Annotated in this window: 17 protein-coding genes and 1 pseudogene; 11 read left to right on the forward strand and 7 right to left on the reverse strand. The window is 71.8% G+C overall.

The genetic code is table 11. The features are described 5' to 3' along the window. Nucleotides 1–50 precede the first annotated feature (50 nt). Both GR130_RS15910 and GR130_RS15915 read right to left on the reverse strand, forming a co-directional pair. Nucleotides 51–2,327, reverse strand: coding sequence for a HelD family protein (locus GR130_RS15910; protein ID WP_159510008.1), 2,277 nt, complete (start codon nt 2,325–2,327; stop codon nt 51–53). A gap of 333 nt (nt 2,328–2,660) precedes the next feature. Continuing rightward, nucleotides 2,661–2,822, reverse strand: coding sequence for a hypothetical protein (locus GR130_RS15915; protein WP_159505350.1), 162 nt, complete (start codon nt 2,820–2,822; stop codon nt 2,661–2,663). A gap of 251 nt (nt 2,823–3,073) precedes the next feature. On the opposite strand from GR130_RS15915, the gene GR130_RS15920 reads away from it, so the two are divergent. The 3 genes from GR130_RS15920 to GR130_RS15930 all read left to right on the forward strand — a co-directional run bounded on the left by GR130_RS15920 (nt 3,074) and on the right by GR130_RS15930 (nt 7,849). Continuing rightward, nucleotides 3,074–4,417, forward strand: a complete 1,344-nt coding sequence (locus tag GR130_RS15920; RefSeq protein WP_159505351.1) for an erythromycin esterase family protein — start codon at nt 3,074–3,076, stop codon at nt 4,415–4,417. Nucleotides 4,418–4,682: 265 nt separating this feature from the next. Next, complete coding sequence (locus GR130_RS15925) at nt 4,683–5,966, forward strand: magnesium transporter MgtE N-terminal domain-containing protein (protein WP_236573046.1); 1,284 nt, start codon at nt 4,683–4,685, stop codon at nt 5,964–5,966. Further along, the gene (locus GR130_RS15930; protein ID WP_236573047.1) at nt 5,963–7,849 is read left to right on the forward strand and encodes an NRAMP family divalent metal transporter; all 1,887 of its coding nucleotides are present in this window, start codon (nt 5,963–5,965) and stop codon (nt 7,847–7,849) included. The genes GR130_RS15925 and GR130_RS15930 overlap by 4 nt, the downstream gene beginning before the upstream one ends. A gap of 90 nt (nt 7,850–7,939) precedes the next feature. Here the strand turns inward: GR130_RS15930 and GR130_RS15935 are convergent, their stop codons facing one another. Then, entirely contained in the window at nt 7,940–8,689 is a 750-nt protein-coding gene (locus GR130_RS15935) for a DUF4118 domain-containing protein (protein WP_328707556.1), read from the reverse strand. 167 nt (nt 8,690–8,856) lie between these two features. Between GR130_RS15935 and GR130_RS15940 the strand changes: the two genes are divergently transcribed. The 3 genes from GR130_RS15940 to GR130_RS15950 all read left to right on the forward strand — a co-directional run bounded on the left by GR130_RS15940 (nt 8,857) and on the right by GR130_RS15950 (nt 11,436). Beyond that, nucleotides 8,857–9,348, forward strand: coding sequence for a hypothetical protein (locus GR130_RS15940; protein WP_236573048.1), 492 nt, complete (start codon nt 8,857–8,859; stop codon nt 9,346–9,348). Nucleotides 9,349–9,506: 158 nt separating this feature from the next. After that, nucleotides 9,507–10,181: a TetR/AcrR family transcriptional regulator gene (locus GR130_RS15945; protein ID WP_159505354.1), complete on the forward strand. Its 675-nt coding sequence runs from the start codon at nt 9,507–9,509 to the stop codon at nt 10,179–10,181. Between the two features lie 28 nt (nt 10,182–10,209). Next, nucleotides 10,210–11,436, forward strand: a complete 1,227-nt coding sequence (locus GR130_RS15950) for an acyltransferase family protein (protein ID WP_159505355.1) — start codon at nt 10,210–10,212, stop codon at nt 11,434–11,436. A 104-nt stretch (nt 11,437–11,540) separates the two neighbouring features. Here the strand turns inward: GR130_RS15950 and GR130_RS39800 are convergent, their stop codons facing one another. Beyond that, nucleotides 11,541–11,819, reverse strand: coding sequence for a hypothetical protein (locus GR130_RS39800; RefSeq protein WP_201304896.1), 279 nt, complete (start codon nt 11,817–11,819; stop codon nt 11,541–11,543). A 308-nt stretch (nt 11,820–12,127) separates the two neighbouring features. On the opposite strand from GR130_RS39800, the gene GR130_RS15960 reads away from it, so the two are divergent. From GR130_RS15960 to GR130_RS15980, 5 genes are all read left to right on the forward strand, one after another. After that, entirely contained in the window at nt 12,128–12,883 is a 756-nt protein-coding gene (locus GR130_RS15960; protein ID WP_159505357.1) for a helix-turn-helix transcriptional regulator, read from the forward strand. Nucleotides 12,884–13,112: 229 nt separating this feature from the next. Further along, nucleotides 13,113–13,658, forward strand: a complete 546-nt coding sequence (locus GR130_RS15965) for a DoxX family protein (protein WP_159505358.1) — start codon at nt 13,113–13,115, stop codon at nt 13,656–13,658. 88 nt (nt 13,659–13,746) lie between these two features. Then, complete coding sequence (locus GR130_RS15970) at nt 13,747–14,205, forward strand: SPW repeat protein (RefSeq protein ID WP_159505359.1); 459 nt, start codon at nt 13,747–13,749, stop codon at nt 14,203–14,205. A 46-nt stretch (nt 14,206–14,251) separates the two neighbouring features. Further along, nucleotides 14,252–14,608: a DUF3040 domain-containing protein gene (locus tag GR130_RS15975; protein ID WP_159505360.1), complete on the forward strand. Its 357-nt coding sequence runs from the start codon at nt 14,252–14,254 to the stop codon at nt 14,606–14,608. A gap of 75 nt (nt 14,609–14,683) precedes the next feature. After that, complete coding sequence (locus tag GR130_RS15980) at nt 14,684–14,920, forward strand: DUF2180 family protein (protein WP_159505361.1); 237 nt, start codon at nt 14,684–14,686, stop codon at nt 14,918–14,920. A gap of 25 nt (nt 14,921–14,945) precedes the next feature. On the opposite strand, the gene GR130_RS15985 is transcribed toward GR130_RS15980, so the two are convergent. The 3 genes and pseudogenes from GR130_RS15985 to GR130_RS15995 all read right to left on the reverse strand — a co-directional run bounded on the left by GR130_RS15985 (nt 14,946) and on the right by GR130_RS15995 (nt 16,834). Continuing rightward, complete coding sequence (locus GR130_RS15985) at nt 14,946–15,584, reverse strand: carbonic anhydrase (protein WP_159505362.1); 639 nt, start codon at nt 15,582–15,584, stop codon at nt 14,946–14,948. A gap of 103 nt (nt 15,585–15,687) precedes the next feature. Continuing rightward, nucleotides 15,688–15,915, reverse strand: a pseudogene (locus GR130_RS15990) (transposase); the annotation flags it as partial. 73 nt (nt 15,916–15,988) lie between these two features. Continuing rightward, a complete protein-coding gene (locus GR130_RS15995) occupies nt 15,989–16,834 on the reverse strand; it encodes an LLM class flavin-dependent oxidoreductase (protein ID WP_159505363.1) in 846 nt (281 codons plus the stop codon). Nucleotides 16,835–16,898: the final 64 nt, after the last annotated feature.

Here is a 16,898-nt window from a genome sequence, read left to right on the forward strand (position 1 = left end):
CACCGCTCGTACCGCGAAAGCCCGCTTCGCGTCACCGCGCCCCGCTCCGCTCAGCCGGCCGCCCCGGCGACCGACTCCGCGTCCGGCTCGGCCGTGCCGTCCGGTTCCGCCAGTCCGGCCAGGCTCTGCGGCAGCGCCCCCGTGTGCAGCACGCCCAGCCGCTGCGTCGCCCGGGTGAGCGCCACATACAGATCGCTCGCCCCGAACTCGCCCGGCTCCGCGACCAGTACGGTGTCGAACTCCAGCCCCTTGGCCTGCCGCGGGTCGAGGACCACCACCGGGCGGGTCAGGTCCGGGGCGGTGCCGGCGGCCGCCGCCGGCAGGGTGGCGGCCAGCGCCGCACACCGCTCCCGCGGCGCGATCACGGCGAGCCGCCCCTGCCCGGCGCCGTGCCCGGTCTCGCGGGCCACCGCCTCCGCTACCGCCCGCGGCAGGTCCTGCGTGCGGTGCGCCCACGGGCGGACACCGGTGGCGCGGATCGACCGCGGCGGTGTGAACGACGGGTCCGCGGCCCGCGGGACCCGTGCCGCGGTCTCCATGATCTCGCTCGGCGTGCGGTAGTTGACGGCGAGCCTGACGTGCTGCCAGCGGTCGCCGACGTAGGGCCCGAGGATGGCTTCCCAGGTGCCGCAGCCGCCCGGCTCCGAGGTCTGCGCGGGGTCGCCCACCAGCGTCATCGAACGCGTCGGGCAACGGCGCATCAGCAGCCGCCACATCATGGCGGACAACTCCTGCGCCTCGTCGACGATGATGTGGCCGAAGGCCCAGGTGCGGTCGGCGGCGGCGCGTTCCGCGGCGGTGCGGTGGTCGGCCTCCTCCTGCCGCTCGGCGAGCCGGTCCGCGTCGATCAGGTCGTGCGCGGCCAGCACTTCGGAATCCTCGTCGTCCCGGTCCTCGAACTCCTGGGTGCGCGACCCGTACGAGAGGTCGAGCACGCCCTGCGCATAGGTGGTCAGCTCCTGGCGTTCGGCCTCGGCGGCGGCCCGCGCTGCCGAGTCGTCCTCGCCGAGGAGTTCCGCCGCCTCGTCCAGCAGCGGAACGTCCGCCGGGGTCCACACCCCGCCGGAACGCCGGATCGCGTCCGCGTCGGCGTCGGGTAGGTGCACGGGCTCGGTGAGGAAGTCGGCGACCAACTGCTGCGGGGTGAGGGCCGGCCACAGCTCCTCGATGGCGCGGTGGACCTCGCCGCTGGTGGCGACGGCCTTGCCGAGCTGGGCGATGTCGTCCGGGCCCAGGAGGTTCGGGCCACCGTAGGGGTCGGCGCCGATCCGCTCGGTGAGCTGCGCGGTGAGCGCGTCGATGACATGGAACGCGAAGTGCGGGCGCGCGAGGTTGTGCGGCAGCAGGGTCGCCCGCGCGCGCCGCCGGGCCTCGTCCACGAGCGCCGCGTCGAGGTGCAGTTCGCCGTCCTCGTGGTCGATGACGAGGGTGGGCTCGGGCAGCGTCTGCCGGTCGGCGACGAAGCGCGCCAGGGCGTCCGCCATCGCCGCACCGCCCTTGACCTCGGCGGCGCGGGGGGTGTCGGTGCCGGTCGCGGTCACGCCGGGGAACAGTTCACCGGGCGTCGCGAGCAGCACGCCCGTCTCGCCGAGCGAGGGCAGCACCTGGCCGATATAGCCGAGGAACGCCGGGTTGGGCCCGACGATCAGCACGGCGCGGCGGGCGAGTTGCGCACGGTGCGCGTACAGCAGATACGCGGCCCGGTGCAGCGCCACGACGGTCTTGCCGGTTCCGGGGCCGCCCTCCACCACGAGGACGCCGTGGTGCGGGGCGCGGATGATGCGGTCCTGGTCGGCCTGGATGGTCTGCACGATGTCGTGCATCCGGCCGGTGCGCGCCGCGTCCAGCGACGCGAGCAGGACGGCGTCGGCGTCCGCGCCTTCGTGGCCGGTGCGTTGGGCGTCGGCGAGGTCCAGGATCTCGTCGTGCAGCGCGGTCACCCGCCGGCCCTGCGTGGTCAGATGGCGCCGGCGCCGCAGCCCCATGGGGGTGTGCCCGGTGGCGAGGTAGAACGGCCGGGCCACATCGGCCCGCCAGTCGATGACCAGCGGAGTGCGGTCGGCGTCGTCCCGCCGGATGCCGATCCGGCCGATGTGGTGGTCGCGACCGTCCCGGAATGCCAGCCGCCCGAAGCACAGCCCGTGTTCCCCGGCCTCGAAACCCGCCAGCAACTCGGCCTGTTCGGCGACCATCACATCGCGTTCCAGGCGCGCCTGGAACGTACCGCCGCCCTGCGGCAGGGCCTCGGTCATGGCCGTCCGCGCCCCGGACCGCAGGGCGTCGAGGCGTTCGTGGAGCAGGTCCACGAATTCCTGCTCCTTCCGCAATTCCTCGTTTGACAATTCGGCTCCGCTCGAATATTCTGTGCTGCAGTAAGTGAATATGGGGTTCTTCGGCATGCGTTTCTCTTGAGATACGGAAACGCTCAATATATGCAGGGAAAAGCCCCATCTGTCAAACCTCGACCGCGAATTGGTCGGGGTTTTTCTGTTTCTCCGGCGGGAGCGGACCGGAGTTCGGGCGGGAGGTGCCGAGCGGAGGGGTCCGCTGCGGAGAAAGTGCCCGCCGGCCAGGTAGTTGGCGGGAACCGCCATGCCGCGTACGGCGAGACGGCCCTCCTGCCCGATGTCGAGACGGGCGGCGAGCCCGACATCGATCGCCTACTCGTTGGGTGCGGTGACGCAGTTGACCGGAGTCCTGCCGCGAGCGGCGGTGAGTGCTTCCCGCGGCAGTCGCTGCGCGGTCTCCGGCTGCGGATCGCCGACCCTGCGGGTGGCGCGATCGGCCTCAAGGAACGTCACCGCCGACACCCGTTCCGCCATGGGGGGCGTCCTCGCGCATCGGCCTGACGGCGCGGCATCCATACCGCCGGTACCCAACCACCGTCGAGGCTCCACCGCATCCCGTTCTCCCCGCAGTGCGCGCCGAGTTGACGGGCCGGACCGCCACGCGCCACGGCGCCGTGCGACGCCGTACCGGGTGCGGAGCGGGATCCAGCGTGCCCCATCCCCTGGTGATCCCATATTTGGTACCGTTCCCAAAGTTGGGACTGCATCACGGAGAGAGGCTCGACATGACCACCAACACCCCTGTGGTGTCAGACCGGTTGAGCGACGCGGCGGCGTTGCCGCTGCGCACGCTGGACCCGGCGGCGCCGCTGGACGATCTGGAATGGCTGGACCAGGCGGTCGGCGACGCCCGCGTGGTGGCGATCGGTGAGAGCGCGCACTACAACCGGGAGTTCTTCCGGCTTCGCCACCGGCTGCTGCGCTACCTGGCCGAGCGGCACGGGTTCAGCGCGTATGCGATGGAAACCGGGTTCGTCGAAGGGGAGTTGGTCGACAACTGGGTCCGCGGCGAAGGCGACGCCGGCGCCGAACGGCTCGGCCACGTCATGGCGAACGGCATGACGTCGCTGATGGGAGCCTGGGCGCCGATGCGGGCCCACCTGGAGTGGATGCGGCGGCACAACCACTCGGCCGCGCACCCGGTCGGCTTCTACGGGGTCGACATGCCCGGCTCGATGGTGTCCCTGCTGCCCGGCCTCGACGCCGTGACCGCCTATCTCGCGCTGGTCGACCCCGAGTTCCCGGTCGACCCGGCCCTCCGGGAGACCGCCGCCGCCTTCGCGGCGCCCTCCGCGTTCGCCGCGCCCGCGGCCATCGCCGCCTACGGGGACCTCGCGACGGAACGCCGGAACGCGCTGACCGCCGGCCTCGCCGACCTCACGGCGCACCTGACGAGCCGGCGCCTGACCTACGTCCGGCGCACCTCCGCCGACGCCTTCGCGCGGGCGCTGCACGCGCTGCGCGTCACGGTCACCCTCGACGCGATGCTCCGCGAGATCGCCCGCGGGAACCGGGACGCGATGTCCCTCATCCGCGACGCCAGGATCGCGGACACCGTCGAGTGGGTGCTGGAGCGCGAGGACCGGATCGTCCTCGCCGCCCACAACGGACATGTGCAGCGCGCCCCGCACACCATGCCCGGTATGCCCGTCATGCCGATGGCGGGCGCGCACCTGGCCGACCGGCTGGGCTCGGACTACGTGGTCATCGGCACCACGACGGGGACCGGGCAGACCCTCAACACGGCGCCCGACTTCTACACCGGCACCCTCTTCGCCGACCTGGAGGAGACGCCCCGGTCCGGTAGCCTCGACGCGCTCATGAACACCGGCCACCGAGGCCCCTTCGCCGTCGACCTGCGCCGGCTGTCCGCAGCCGACACGGCCGCCGTGCGGAGCGTCTCACAGCAGCGCTACGGCACGTACTACGCCGACCAGAGCCCGCTGGCGGCCTTCGACGTCGTCGTCCACCTCCCCCACGTCACCGCCGCCGAACCCGACCCCGCCGCCCTGGCCGAAGCGCCCCGCGACGTACGGGAGCCGTTCGCCAGCTGGATGTCGACGGCGTGAATCCGGCGCCGTGACCGGAGCCCACGACCTGCACGCCGCACCTGAGCCCCGCCGCCCCCGGGAGGCGCCCCCCGGGAGATACGTTGTCCATGTGGCATTTCTCAGGGAATGCGGCAGTTGGCGTGAGAAAGGGCAGCGGTCGTCCGGCAGCCGTCGGCAACGGCGGCGGCGCCGACACGAACGATCCCGTACACCTCGGTAGGGCAGAGCGATGGCCGTCAGTCCGTCTTCGTCGAGACCCCCGGCACCGGAGGAGCAGACGCCGGTGCTGCACCTGTCCGCGCTGGTCAAGCGGCCGGTGGCGGACCGGGCCGGCCGGGTGCTGGGGCGGCTGGCCGATGTGATCGTGCGGCTGCGCGGCGCGGACTACCCGATCGTGACGGGGCTGGTGGCCGGCGTCGGCGGGCGCGAGCTGTTCGTTCCCGTCGAGCAGGTGGACTCCTTCGACGGGGGCGGACTCGTCCGGTTGGTGAGCGCCAAGGTGGATCTGCGGCCGTTCGTACGGCGCGAGGGGGAGGTGCTGCTCCGTGCCGATGTGCTCGGCCACCGGCTGATCGACGTGGCGGAGGCCCGGCTGGTGCGCGCCACGGACGTGGAACTGGCGTACCGCAACGGGCAGTGGCTGCTGTTCTGCGTCGACACCCACCGGCCGCGCCGGCTCCTGTGGGTCTTCGGGGAGCATGCGCACGAGCACCGGTGCCGGGACTGGAAGAGCTTCGAGCCGCTGATCGGGCATCGCCGCAGCGCGCTGGTGCGGCGCCCGACGGTGCGGATCCGCGGGCTGCGGCCGGCGGAGATCGCCGACCTGCTCGAAGAGGCGTCGAAGGACGAGGAGAGCGAGATCCTCGGGCACGTCCACCAGGACCCGGAACTGGAGGCCGACGTCTTCGAGGAACTGGAGGAGGACCTGGCCACCCGGCTCCTCGGCGCCCGCACCGACGAGGAGATCGCCGCGGTGCTCGGCCGGATGGGAGCCGATGACGCGGCCGACGCGATCGGCGACCTGCCCCAGGGGCGCCGCCGCCTGGTGCTGGAGCGGCTGCCGGCCGGGCAGCGCGCCAAGGTGCTGACGCTGATGGGCTTCAACGCCGACAGCGCGGGCGGGCTGATGGGCATGGACTTCCTGGCGGTGCCGGGTACGACCCGCGTCGCCGAGGTCCTGGCGGCGGTACGGGACTCCCGCCGGCTGCAACCCGAGGCCCTGACCAGCGCGTACACGATGGACGAGGAGGGGCGGCTGACCGCGTCGGCCCGGCTGGTGGCGCTGCTCCAGGCCGCCCCGGACGCCCGGCTGAACGAGGTGAGCGAACCGGACCCGGTACGGGTGGGACCCGACACCGACCTGGTGGATGTCGCGCTGCTGATGACGGACTACAACCTGATCACCCTGCCCGTCGTGGACGAGGACGGGGTGCTGCTCGGCCTCATCACCGTCGACGACGTCCTCGAAGCGATGCTGCCGGAGGACTGGCGGCGCCGGGAGGTCGCCCCGCCGCCCGACGCCCACCGGGCCGCGAGCGCACCCCGGCACCAGGAACGGTCGCCATGAGCGACCAGCACCGGCCGTCCGACCGGCCGTCCGACCGGCCGTCCGACCGGCCGCCGCGGACGCCCGAGCCGACCCCGCGGCCGGGGCAGCCGCGGCCCCCCGCACCGGCCGCCCGGCCGGAGCGGCCCCAGCCTCCGGCGTCGGCGCCCCCGCCGAACCCGCCCCCGCCGAAGCCGCCGCAGCGCCCCGGGACCCCGCCGCCCGGCCGCGCGGCGGGGCCGCCGGCCGAGCCCGCAGGCCCCCCGAAAACCACGCCGGCCCGCCACCGGCCGCCGCCGATCCCCCCGGCCGCCGCCCCCGAGGGAGCCATCGAAGGGGCCCTGGGACGCGTCCGGCTCGACGAGGCGGACGCCGGCCGCGGCCTCAAACGCCGGCTGCTCACCTTCCTGGCGATCGTCGGCCCCGGCCTGGTCGTCATGGTCGGGGACAACGACGCCGGGGGCGTCTCCACGTACGCCCAGGCCGGCCAGAACCACGGCTACAGCCTGCTGTGGGTGCTGCTGCTGCTCGTTCCGGTCCTGATCGTCAACCAGGAGATGGTGGTCAGGCTCGGCGCCGTCACCGGAGTCGGGCACGCCCGGCTGATCCTGGAGCGGTTCGGCAGATTCTGGGGCTGGTTCAGCGTCGCGGATCTGTTCGTGCTCAACTTCCTCACCATCGTCACCGAGTTCATCGGTGTCTCGCTCGCCCTGAGCTACTTCGGGGTCAGCAAGTACATCGCCGTGCCGGTGGCCGCGCTCCTGCTGGTGGCGATCACCGCCAGCGGGAGCTTCCGCCGCTGGGAGCGGGCGATGCTCGGGTTCATCGCCGCCAGCCTGCTGCTCGTGCCCCTGGCCCTGCTGTCCCATCCGCGCTACGGATCCGCCGCCTACCACCTGTTCGTGCCCGGCGTGCAGGGCGGCGTCTCGTCGAACGCGGTGCTGCTGATCATCGCGATCGTCGGCACCACGGTCGCCCCCTGGCAGCTGTTCTTCCAGCAGTCCAACATCATCGACAAGCGGATCACCCCGCGCTTCATCGGCCATGAGCGCGCGGACACCGTGCTGGGCTCCTTCGTCGTGGTCGGCGGCGCGATCGCGATCGTCATCGTCGCCGACTACGCGGTCCGCGGCACCGCCGCGGCCGGCCACTTCACGGACGCACTGGGCATCGCCACCGCGCTCGCCGACCACAGCCGCGTCCTGGGGGCACTGTTCGCCGTCGTCCTGCTGGACGCCTCGATCATCGGGGCCGCCGCGGTCACCCTGGCCACCAGCTACGCCTTCGGCGACGTGTTCAACCTGCGCCACTCCCTGCACCGGAGCTTCGGCGAGGCCAAGGCGTTCTACACCAGCTACACCGGCATGGTCCTGGTCGCCGCCGCCGTGGTGCTGATCCCCGGCGCCCCGCTGGGCCTGATCACCACGGGCGTCCAGGCCCTGGCCGGACTGCTGCTGCCGTCCGCGAGCGTCTTCCTGCTGCTGCTGTGCAACGACCGGGCCGTGCTGGGCCCGTGGACCAATCCGCGCTGGCTCAACGTGCTGGCGTCCGTGATCATCGCGGTGCTGCTCACGCTCTCCGGGATCCTGGTCGCCACCACGCTCTTCCCGTCCCTGGACACCGCCCGGGTCGCCCTGTGGCTCAGCGTCCTCCTCGTCGCGGGGCTCCTCGCGGCCGGCGGCTGGCTGCACAACGTCCAGGGGCGCCGCGCCGCCGTCACCAGAGGCACCCCGCGGATCCCGCGCGCCGAACGGGAGAGCTGGCGCATGCCGCCGCTCACCCTCCTCGAACCGGTCGTCTGGTCGCCCGGCCTGAAGCTCGGCATGGGCCTGCTCCGCGGCTATCTGCTGATCGCCGCCCTGCTCCTGCTGGTCAAGGCCGTCCAGCTCGGGGGAGTGGGGTGAGCGGCCCGACGGCGCGGTGCAGCCGGCTGCCGGTGTGCACGGCGGGCGGGGCGGGCGGCCGAAGTCCGCGCCGGAGCGCCCGGCACGTCGTCACTCGCGGGTGCCGCGGCCGGCGGTGTTCAGGGCGGCGCCGGCCTGGTCGGCGAGGGTGACCGCGACGAGCCGGGCCTGCAGCGTCGGCCGGGCGTCGGGGGAGGGCTGAAGCATGAACCTGCCCTGGTAACGGCCGTTGCCGATCGCCCGCAGCTCGATCTCCTCCGGCGGCCAGCCGTGCTCGCCGACGTCCCATCGCCTGCGGCCCGCGGTCACGCTGCCGTCCTGTTCCAGCCGGGGCGGGTGGCCGAGCAGCGTCCCGTACTCGAAGCGGCAGGCCCGCAGCCCCAGCAGCTCGACCAGCTCCTGACGGACGTGGTCGACCACCGCCTCGGCCGACGGCGCCGACTGCGCCAGCTCGGTGGTCTCGTGGATCCGGCGCAGCTGCGCGGCGTCGGTGACGGCGACCACCTGAAGCCGCCGGGCCCGGGCGGCCAGCTGGGAGACCGCCAGCCCCACCAGCATCAGCAGGATCGCGGTCGTGACGTCTTCGCCACGGCTGATGCCGAAGCTTTCGTACGGCGGGGTGAGGAAGAAGTCGAACCACGCCGCCGCGGACAGCGCCGACACCGCACCCGCCACCCGGCTCCCATTGGCCGCGATCGCCACCACGGCCACGACGAAGATCAGCGCCGTGTTCGTTCCCGACACGGTGCCGCGGAACGGCACCAGCACCAGTGCGAGCAGCAGGGGGACGACCACGGCAGCACCCACCGCGATGCGGTCACGAAGCGGAAATCCGGTCACTCGGACACCTCCCATATCTGCTTTACCACGGTATGCACAGGAAATTCCTGAATGTCATAAAGCGGGGGACGTGCTCCGGCCCCGATGCCCGCCCGCCACCGGACGCCGCCTCCGTGCCGCCGGTCCACCATGGAGGAGAGAGCGGGGAGGGGGAAAGGGAGGTCCCCATGTCTCCGATGCGGACCGCACGCGGCCGCGACGTACCGGGCAGGGATGGTGCACCGCGCCGCTGGAGCCCCGAGATCGCCGCGACGCTGGTGGTCATCGCCGTGGGTGCCGCCGAGATGGCGGTGCTGCGCCTCGCGCCGCCCGACCGGCGTCCGGTCATCAGCGCCGGACTCCTCGGCGGCGCCCTGGCGGCCCTCGTGCTCTTCGCCGTCCTGTGGCACCGCCGGCACACACCGGCCAGGGAGGTCCACCACCCCGCGCTTCCGGAGGCCGGACCCGACGGATGGTTCGGCGTGGACGCGCTTGAAGGCTTCCCCATGGAAGAGCTCCGCCCCCTGCTGCAGACCCCCGACGCCCCCGACCTGAACCAGCTGTACACGGCATGGGTCCTCGTCCGTCACGGCCACGACGCGCCCTGGATCTCCCACCACCTGAACCTTCCCCCTGCCGCCGTCCGCCTCCTCGTCGACGCCGCGCAGCAGCGGCAGTGATGCCCGCGCGACCAGCGGCTCGTCAGCTGGAACCGCCGAGTCCGGCACCCCTCCCACGACGGCCGGCGCATCCTCGTCTCCCGCGCCGCGGGGGCCGGTCCCCGTCCCCGTCGGATAACCACTCGACATCGTCTGGCCGATCGGCTAAATTTCTGGCCATGCGGTCAGAAAATGATCCAAGTGGCCAGTCCGGCAACGGGGAGAGCGGGACGGCGACACCGGACTCGGAGCGCTCTCTCATCGAGAGGGTGCGCCGTGCCCAGATCATCGACGCTGCCATTGACGTCATTGCGGCACGGGGGTTCGCGAAGGCGTCAATGGCGCAGATCGCCGAGCGGGCCGGCATCAGCAAGGGCGTGATCTCGTATCACTTCGCCGGCAAGAGCGAGTTGATCGAGCGGACCGTCGAGCAGGTCTACGAAGGTCTGGGCGCTTTCGTGGCGGCCCGGCTCGAAGGGCAGACCGGAACGGCCGCCTGGCTGCGCGTCTATGTCGGTTCGGTGGCCGAGTACATGTCCGGCCACCGGACCCAACTCGCCGCGCTGGGTGAGATCTTCACCCACTTCCGCACCGACGACGGCGATCTGCGGTACGGCATCGCTTCCAGCGAGCCGATCTACACCCGCGTGGAAGAGGTCTTCCGTGAGGGGCAACTGCGGGGCGAGCTACGGCCGTTCGACACCCGCGTCATGGCCGTCAGCCTGCAGGCCGGCATCGACGACATGTTCGGCTACTGGGCCACGCATCCCGACCACGACCTGACGGCCCACGCTCGCGAACTCATCGACCTCTTCTGGCACGCGACCCGAGCGGACAGCCGGGGCGAACCCTGAGAAACACACATCGAACGGGGGAATTTCGATGGCACACGACACCGGGCGCGCGGCCGCGCCCGCCGGCACCGCGGGATCCGTGGGACCCGTGGGCTTACGCCTGCACTACATCGACAACCTGCGCATCGGCCTGACGGCTCTGGTGGTGCTGCACCACACGGCCGTCACCTACGGCAACATCCCCGCCTGGTACTACACCGAGCCCGCCAAGGACGGCTCCGGACGGCTCCTGGACGTCTTCGTCGTCTTCAACCAGGCGTTCTTCATGGGGTTCTTCTTCATGATCGCCGGATACTTCACCCCGGCGTCCTATGACCGGAAGGGCTCGCGCCGCTTCCTCCGGGACCGCCTGAAGCGCCTCGGTATCCCACTCCTCGCCTTCCTGCTGCTGATCCGGCCTCTCACGGACCTCGGTGGGTACCTCCATCTGCGGTCCGTCTTCGCCGCGCGCGGTGACGCCCTCCCGTACTGGCTCTACTACCTGGCGAGTTGGGACGCGGGCCCGCTCTGGTTCGCCGAAGTGCTCCTGTTGTTCGCCCTGCTCTACGTCCTCGTACGCCGCCGCCGTGCCCACCGCCTCCCGGCCACGCCCGGTGGGACGGCCGACGAGCCGACGCCGATCCGGACGCAGCCGCCGGGGTCCACGGCGACTGCGCCGAAGCCGCGCGCCATCGTCCTCTTCACCGCCGCCCTCGCCCTCGCCACCTACCTCTGGCGCATCCTCGTGCCGAGCGGCACCTATGTCCCGTTCCTCGGACTGCCGTCCTCCGCCTATCTGATGCAGTATGCGAGCTTCTTCGTTCTCGGGGTCCTCGCCTACCGCCGCGGCTGGCCGCAGTCCCTCTCCCGCCGCACGGGCTACCTGGGATTCGCCGCCGCGACGGCTGCGACCCTCGCCTACCTCCCGTTCGTCGCCGTGGTGAAGGCAGGCGCGACGGACGGGTACGGGACCTGGCAGTCACTTGTCGCCGCGGCATGGGAGTCGACGTTCGCGGTCGGCATCGTCATAGGTCTGACGGTGCTCTTCCGCGAACGCCTCAACCGCCAGGGCCGTACCGCCGCGTTCCTCGCCCGGCACGCCTTCGCGGTCTACGTCCTGCACGCGCCGGTGCTCGTCGCGCTCGGGCACGCCTTCCACTGGCTGCACGCCCCGGCCGTCGCCAAGTTCGCGCTCGTCGCCGCCCTCGCGCTGCCGGCATGCTGGGCGGTCGCCTACGTGGTCCGCCGCCTACCGCGCGCCGACCGGGTGCTGTAGGGCCGGCCGGCGGGGGACGGCGGAGCGGAACGGCCTGCCGGGCCGGGGCCCGGACCCCGGCAGGCCGTATCGCGTGTGCGCAGACCCGGGCCGGGCCGTGCTCCTCACAGGCCGATCGACAGCGGTTCGGCCGGGATCGCCGAGGTCGCCAACGCGCCCAGGCGAGTGCCGAGTTCGCGCGGGGAGAACAGATCGGGACCCCGATGGTCGGCGATGTCCCGGTGCCGCCACCACTTCAGCCCGCTGATGTGCTCGGCTGCGAGTGCGTCGTCGGACAGGACGCCGCGAGGTGCGAAGTGGGCGGTGCATACGAGGAAGTAGTCGTTGACCACGCCGTCGTAGCCCTCGACGTGGTCGGGTGCGACGACTTCCTGATGCCACACGTGAGGTGGTCCACGGGGACGAGCAACCGAAGGCCGTCCAGGGTGTCGAAGACCGGGCTCGCCACCCATGCGCCGATCGGCACCGTGACCAGGATGGGGCGGAAGGGGTGCCCGTACGGGCCGGTCAGCGGCGCGCTGACCGGCCGTTTCGCCTGTCGCTGTCCGTCGGTGAGCGTCGCAGCCATGGCTGCCTCCCTGAGCTATTTCACCAAAGATTGTTGGTGGTATTGCCTGAGGAGGTCAAGGGAACCTGCAGTACCCACCCGGGAAGTAGTTACGCCCACGCAGCTGTGCGATAGCGTTCCTGTGTGGGACTCGATGACGCTTCGCTGACCTCACTGGCCGTCCTGGGAGACGAGCTGAGGCGGCGGATGTTCGACGTCATACGGCGCGAGCACCGCCCGCTGACTCGCGAGGAGGTGGCCGCGCGCGTGGGCATCTCCCGCAAGCTGGCGGCGTTCCACCTCGACAAACTCGTCGCGGCCGGACTGCTGCGGTCCCACTACGCCTCACCGTCCGGCATCCGCAAGGTCGGCCGGCACCCGAAGCTCTACGAACCCGCCGCCGAAGCGATCGAGGTCAGCGTCCCCGAACGCCGCTTCCAGCTGCTGGCCGACCTGCTCGCCGAGGCCGTGCTCAGCGAGGCCCCCGGTGAGTCGGCGCACGACGCGGCGGTGCGCGTGGCCGGTGAACGGGGCAGGAACATCGGCGCCGCCGAACGCGTCCGCGCGCGTCCCGGCCGGCTGGGTGCCGAGCGCGGCCTCAGCCTCGCCATCGAGTCGCTCGACGGGCTCGGGTTCGAGCCCGAACGCAGCACCCCCACCCTGGTTCTGCTGCGCAACTGCCCGTTCCACCCGCTGGCCGCCAAGACTCCCGAGCTGGTCTGCGACATCAACCAGGCTTTCCTGGCCGGCTACCTCCAGGGCCTGGGCAGCGACGCCACCGACGCCGTGCTCGCCCCACACCCCGGCCGGTGCTGCGTCGAGCTGCGCGCCCGCGCATCGGCCACCGGAGGAGACGGCTCCGAAGCGGCCTGTGACCGCCGACTCGAAAACCAGCAGTAGCCCGAAAAACGCCAGCGGCATTTTCCGCTACCCCTGGACCTCGCCCGCCAGAAGGAGAAGTATCGGAGGTGTGGGGGACCGGGCCGGAGGCCGGACCACTTCACAGGACCGCGGGCCCGTCTGATCCCCGCCGCGTACGCATCATCCGTTGCGTGCCCCATCTCTCACCGGCGCCCGTTCGATCGCGACGTTCGCCCACGGGCGTCACCGAAGTACAGGTGAACCCGCCATGGAACGAGCAACCACCCCCACCGCACGCCAGGCCGGCGCAGCGACAGGCCCCTCACCGCCGGCCGTGCGCCCCGCGGACGTGGGCGTACTGCTGATGCGACTGTCCGTCGGCCTGCTGATGGCCGGCCACGGCGCCCAGAAGCTGTTCGGCTTGTTCGGCGGCCACGGGATCCAGGCCACCGGCAGGGACTTCGCGGCACTGGGGTACCACCCTGGCACCCTCTTCGCCGGCGTCGCCGGCGCCTCCGAGTTCCTGGGCGGCCTGGGGGTGGCCATGGGGCTCCTGACGCCCTTGGCCGCCGCCGCGGTCATCGGCGTAATGATCAATGCGATGGTGGTCACCGCACCCCACGGCCTGTGGTCGACCGAAGACGGCATCGAATACCCCATAGTCATCACCCTGGTCGTGCTCGGCGTGGCCCTCATCGGGCCCGGCGCCCTCTCCCTCGACCGGTTCTTCCCGTGGCGCGACGGCGGCTGGCGTGCGGGGGCCCTGGCCCTCGTCCTCGGCGGCGTCGGCTCAGCCATCGTCCTGAGCCTGTGACCGCGGCCTCGCACACCTGCATCATTGCAGAGTGCAATGATATTCTGGGGGTGAGGTCAATCGAGGCATACGAGGGGAAGCGATTCGAATGTCGGACCTCTCTCACCACACCACGGACATCACCAGCCATCCCGACGTTGCCGAGATGCGGGAGCGCTACGCACGGCTGGTCTCCGGACGCCGAGCCGCCGCCCTCGACGGGATCGTGCTCCTCACCGGAATGTACGCGGCGATCTCGCCGTGGGTGGTGCACTTCCACGCCACGAGCTCCGAACTGACGGTGAACAACCTCGTCATCGGCCTGGTGCTGACCGCGATCGGCCTCGGGCTGACCCGGGCACCGGAGCGGATGTACCAGCTGACCTGGACCTGCGCGGTGATCGGCGTCTGGCTGGTCATCTCCCCCTGGGTCGTGACCGCCGGGCACCGTGCGAGCGCGGGACCGATCTGGAACAACGTCGTGATCGGGGCCGTGACCTTGGCACTCGGGCTGGCGGCCACGCGCCTGGCGATGGGTGCGGGGCGCGAGCAGAGGCCGGGCGCCTAGGGGCTGCCCGGCCGGAAGGCGACGCGGGCTCCGGGAGGAGGCGACCATGACGCTGCCCATGCATGACCGACGGGTCCTCGCCGAGATCGAGCAGGGCTTCATGGCGGAGGACTCCGACCTCGCCCTGCTGCTCGGTACCTTCGGCGACACCCTCCGCAGACGTCGGCGGCTCGCTCTCGCGCTGCGTCGCCGGGCCGCCGCGGTGCTGGCCTGCACGGCGGTGGCGGTCAGCGCGGTGCTGTTCACCGTCGGCCGCCTGGCCCAGAGCACGGCCGCGCTGTGGGCGGCCGGGGCCATGGCGATCGCCTGGGGAGCGCCGTGGCTCATGGCGCGGCGCCGCACCGGGCGCGGCGGACGGCACGTCGGCGCGGCCGGTCGGCGGCAGGACGTGCCCCCTGTGTGAGCAACCGTCGCCTCACGCAACAGTTCCACGACAAGAGAAGGGTCCGTGCAGGTGCACGGGAGGCGGGTGAGTCCCATGAAGTGCTTCGACTGCGCGTGGGCCGAGGAGATCGTCGACGCCGTGGGGGTGTGCCACCACTGCGGTGTCGGCGTCTGCATGCGGCATTGCCATGTCGCCCTGGAACCCGGCCATCATCTGGCCGGCGTCGGCCAGTCGACGCTGTCCCGGCCGGCCCGCGAACTCACCTGTCTCACCTGCCACTTCGCCATGACCCCCGCGTACTCGGCCGAGGCGAAGGGAAGCGCGCGATAACGCGGCGGGCGGTGCGGCGCGGGGATCACGCCGGGCCCGCGGGGGCGTCGAGGCCACGGGACACCACGAGTTGCGCGCTGCCGTCGGCCAGCCGGTAGCACAGGCCGACCACGGCGGCCTGCCCTGCCGCCACCCGCTGCGCCAGCACCCGGGAGCGGTCCAGGAGCAAGTCGACGGTGTGCCGCATGTGTTCGGCGACGATCTCCTCGGCCTGCACACGTCCGGCCGACCGTGCCGCGAGCACGCTGGAGGTGACGCGCTCGACGACGTCCCGGATGTAGCCGGCCGGCGTCGTACCGTCCTCCAGCGCGGCACAGGCGGCACCGACCGCACCGCACGAGTCATGGCCGAGGACCACGATCAGCGGACAGTCCAGCATCTCGACCCCGTATTCGATGCTGCCCAGCACCTCGGCGCCCACGACGTGGCCGGCGGTGCGGACCACGAACAGGTCGCCCAGACCGCGATCGAAGATGATCTCGGCGGCCAGCCGTGAGTCGGAGCACCCGAACAGGACGACGAAGGGGCGCTGGGCCAGTGCGACCTCGGCGCGCCGGGTGGCGTCCTGGTTGGGGTGCTCTGCCGTACCGGCGACGAAGCGCTGGTTGCCTTCGAGGAGTCGCGTGAAGGCTTCGTGGGGAGTGGGGGACATCGTCTGAGCCATGGCCGCACCTTACGGCCGCGAGAGGGGCCCTGCTCGCACGACGGGCGGAACGGAAAGGAGACGGAGGCGTGAACGCCGCGTATGACTGGTGGCGTTGAACCACGGCCAGCCGACGCCAGCAGGTCGTGCCCAAGCCGAATCCGGGTTCCTGCGGCAGGAGTTCCCACGCGATCCCCGTCTGACGGACGAACAGGATGCACTGGAACACCAGCCGATCCGGATGCCGCTTGCGCCCGGGGTGGCGGGCCCGACACTCGACGTGGGGCAGCAGTGGCGCGACCACCGCCCACAGCTCATGATGGTCGACTTCCCCTGGTTTCGGCCGCGCCACCCAGCACCCCGGATCGTCAGTCCCGGACTGATCCAACCGTCTTGAAGATCATTTCGTGAGGAGTCCCAAGCCGTCACAGGGCGTCGGCGAGGCGGTCAACCTGGTCCGGATCGGCGCCGTAGCAGTAGAGCATGACCTCGTCGGCACCGAGATCGGCGAAGCGGGCGATCGCACCGCGGATCTCGTTGGGCGTGGTGAGCATGCCAGCGGCCATGCGATCCGCCATGCCGGTGAAGGTGTAGTAGGCGTGCATGGCGGCACGGGCGTCGTCGATCACGCTCTGCGGGCCGAGCGCGACGTTGACCTGCGCGACGAAGCGGGGCTCGCCGTCGCGGCCGTACTCCTTCCAGAACCCGCGGACGGTGTCGAACAGGCTGCCGGCCCAGGACGGCGCCGCAGCGGCCAGGAAGCCGTCGCCCCAGCGCGCGACCCGTTCGAGCGCGGCGGGCTTGAAGCCACCGAAGAGCACCTCCGGGCCACCGGAGCGGGCGGGCGCGGGACCGATCGGACCGACACCATCGCCGTAGGGCTCACCGGACCACAGGCGGCGCATCACCGCCATCTGCTCATCCAGGCGTCGACCTCGGGTGCCCTTGTCGATACCCGTGACCTGATGGTCGTCGTCCCGGCCGCCGATGCCCAGGCCGAGGACCAGGCGACCACCGGTCATCCGGTCCAGGGTGGCGGCCTGCTTGGCAAGGAGGGCAGTGTCGCGTAGCGGGGCGAGCAGTACCTCGGTCTGGATGCGGATGCGGGAGGTGGCACCCGCGAGGAAGGCGAGGGTGACCAGGGGCTCGGGATTGTCATAGACGAGCCGGTCGAGCAGGCCCAGTGTGCTGAAGGGCCCGGCGTCGGCGCGCTGGGCCCAGGTGAGCAGGGTGGTCGGGGCGCCGATGGGCAGGCCAATACCGACGTTCATGAAGGAGACCTCCGAAGGGAAGGGTCGACAAAGACTGTTGCCGCCCCTCCGGCACCTCGGCAAG

Origin of the sequence: Streptomyces sp. GS7, from assembly GCF_009834125.1 — a bacterium.
Taxonomy (GTDB): Bacteria; Actinomycetota; Actinomycetes; order Streptomycetales; family Streptomycetaceae; genus Streptomyces.

Coding starts and splice junctions, on each gene's coding strand:
- GR130_RS15915 (WP_159505350.1), bottom strand. CDS start 2,822: ATGGCGGAACGGGTGTCGGCGGTGACGTTCCTTGAGGCCGATCGCGCC.
- GR130_RS15920 (WP_159505351.1), top strand. CDS start 3,074: ATGACCACCAACACCCCTGTGGTGTCAGACCGGTTGAGCGACGCGGCG.
- GR130_RS15930 (WP_236573047.1), top strand. CDS start 5,963: ATGAGCGACCAGCACCGGCCGTCCGACCGGCCGTCCGACCGGCCGTCC.
- GR130_RS15940 (WP_236573048.1), top strand. CDS start 8,857: ATGTCTCCGATGCGGACCGCACGCGGCCGCGACGTACCGGGCAGGGAT.
- GR130_RS15945 (WP_159505354.1), top strand. CDS start 9,507: ATGCGGTCAGAAAATGATCCAAGTGGCCAGTCCGGCAACGGGGAGAGC.
- GR130_RS15950 (WP_159505355.1), top strand. CDS start 10,210: ATGGCACACGACACCGGGCGCGCGGCCGCGCCCGCCGGCACCGCGGGA.
- GR130_RS15965 (WP_159505358.1), top strand. CDS start 13,113: ATGGAACGAGCAACCACCCCCACCGCACGCCAGGCCGGCGCAGCGACA.
- GR130_RS15970 (WP_159505359.1), top strand. CDS start 13,747: ATGTCGGACCTCTCTCACCACACCACGGACATCACCAGCCATCCCGAC.
- GR130_RS15975 (WP_159505360.1), top strand. CDS start 14,252: ATGACGCTGCCCATGCATGACCGACGGGTCCTCGCCGAGATCGAGCAG.
- GR130_RS15980 (WP_159505361.1), top strand. CDS start 14,684: ATGAAGTGCTTCGACTGCGCGTGGGCCGAGGAGATCGTCGACGCCGTG.
- GR130_RS15985 (WP_159505362.1), bottom strand. CDS start 15,584: ATGGCTCAGACGATGTCCCCCACTCCCCACGAAGCCTTCACGCGACTC.
- GR130_RS15995 (WP_159505363.1), bottom strand. CDS start 16,834: ATGAACGTCGGTATTGGCCTGCCCATCGGCGCCCCGACCACCCTGCTC.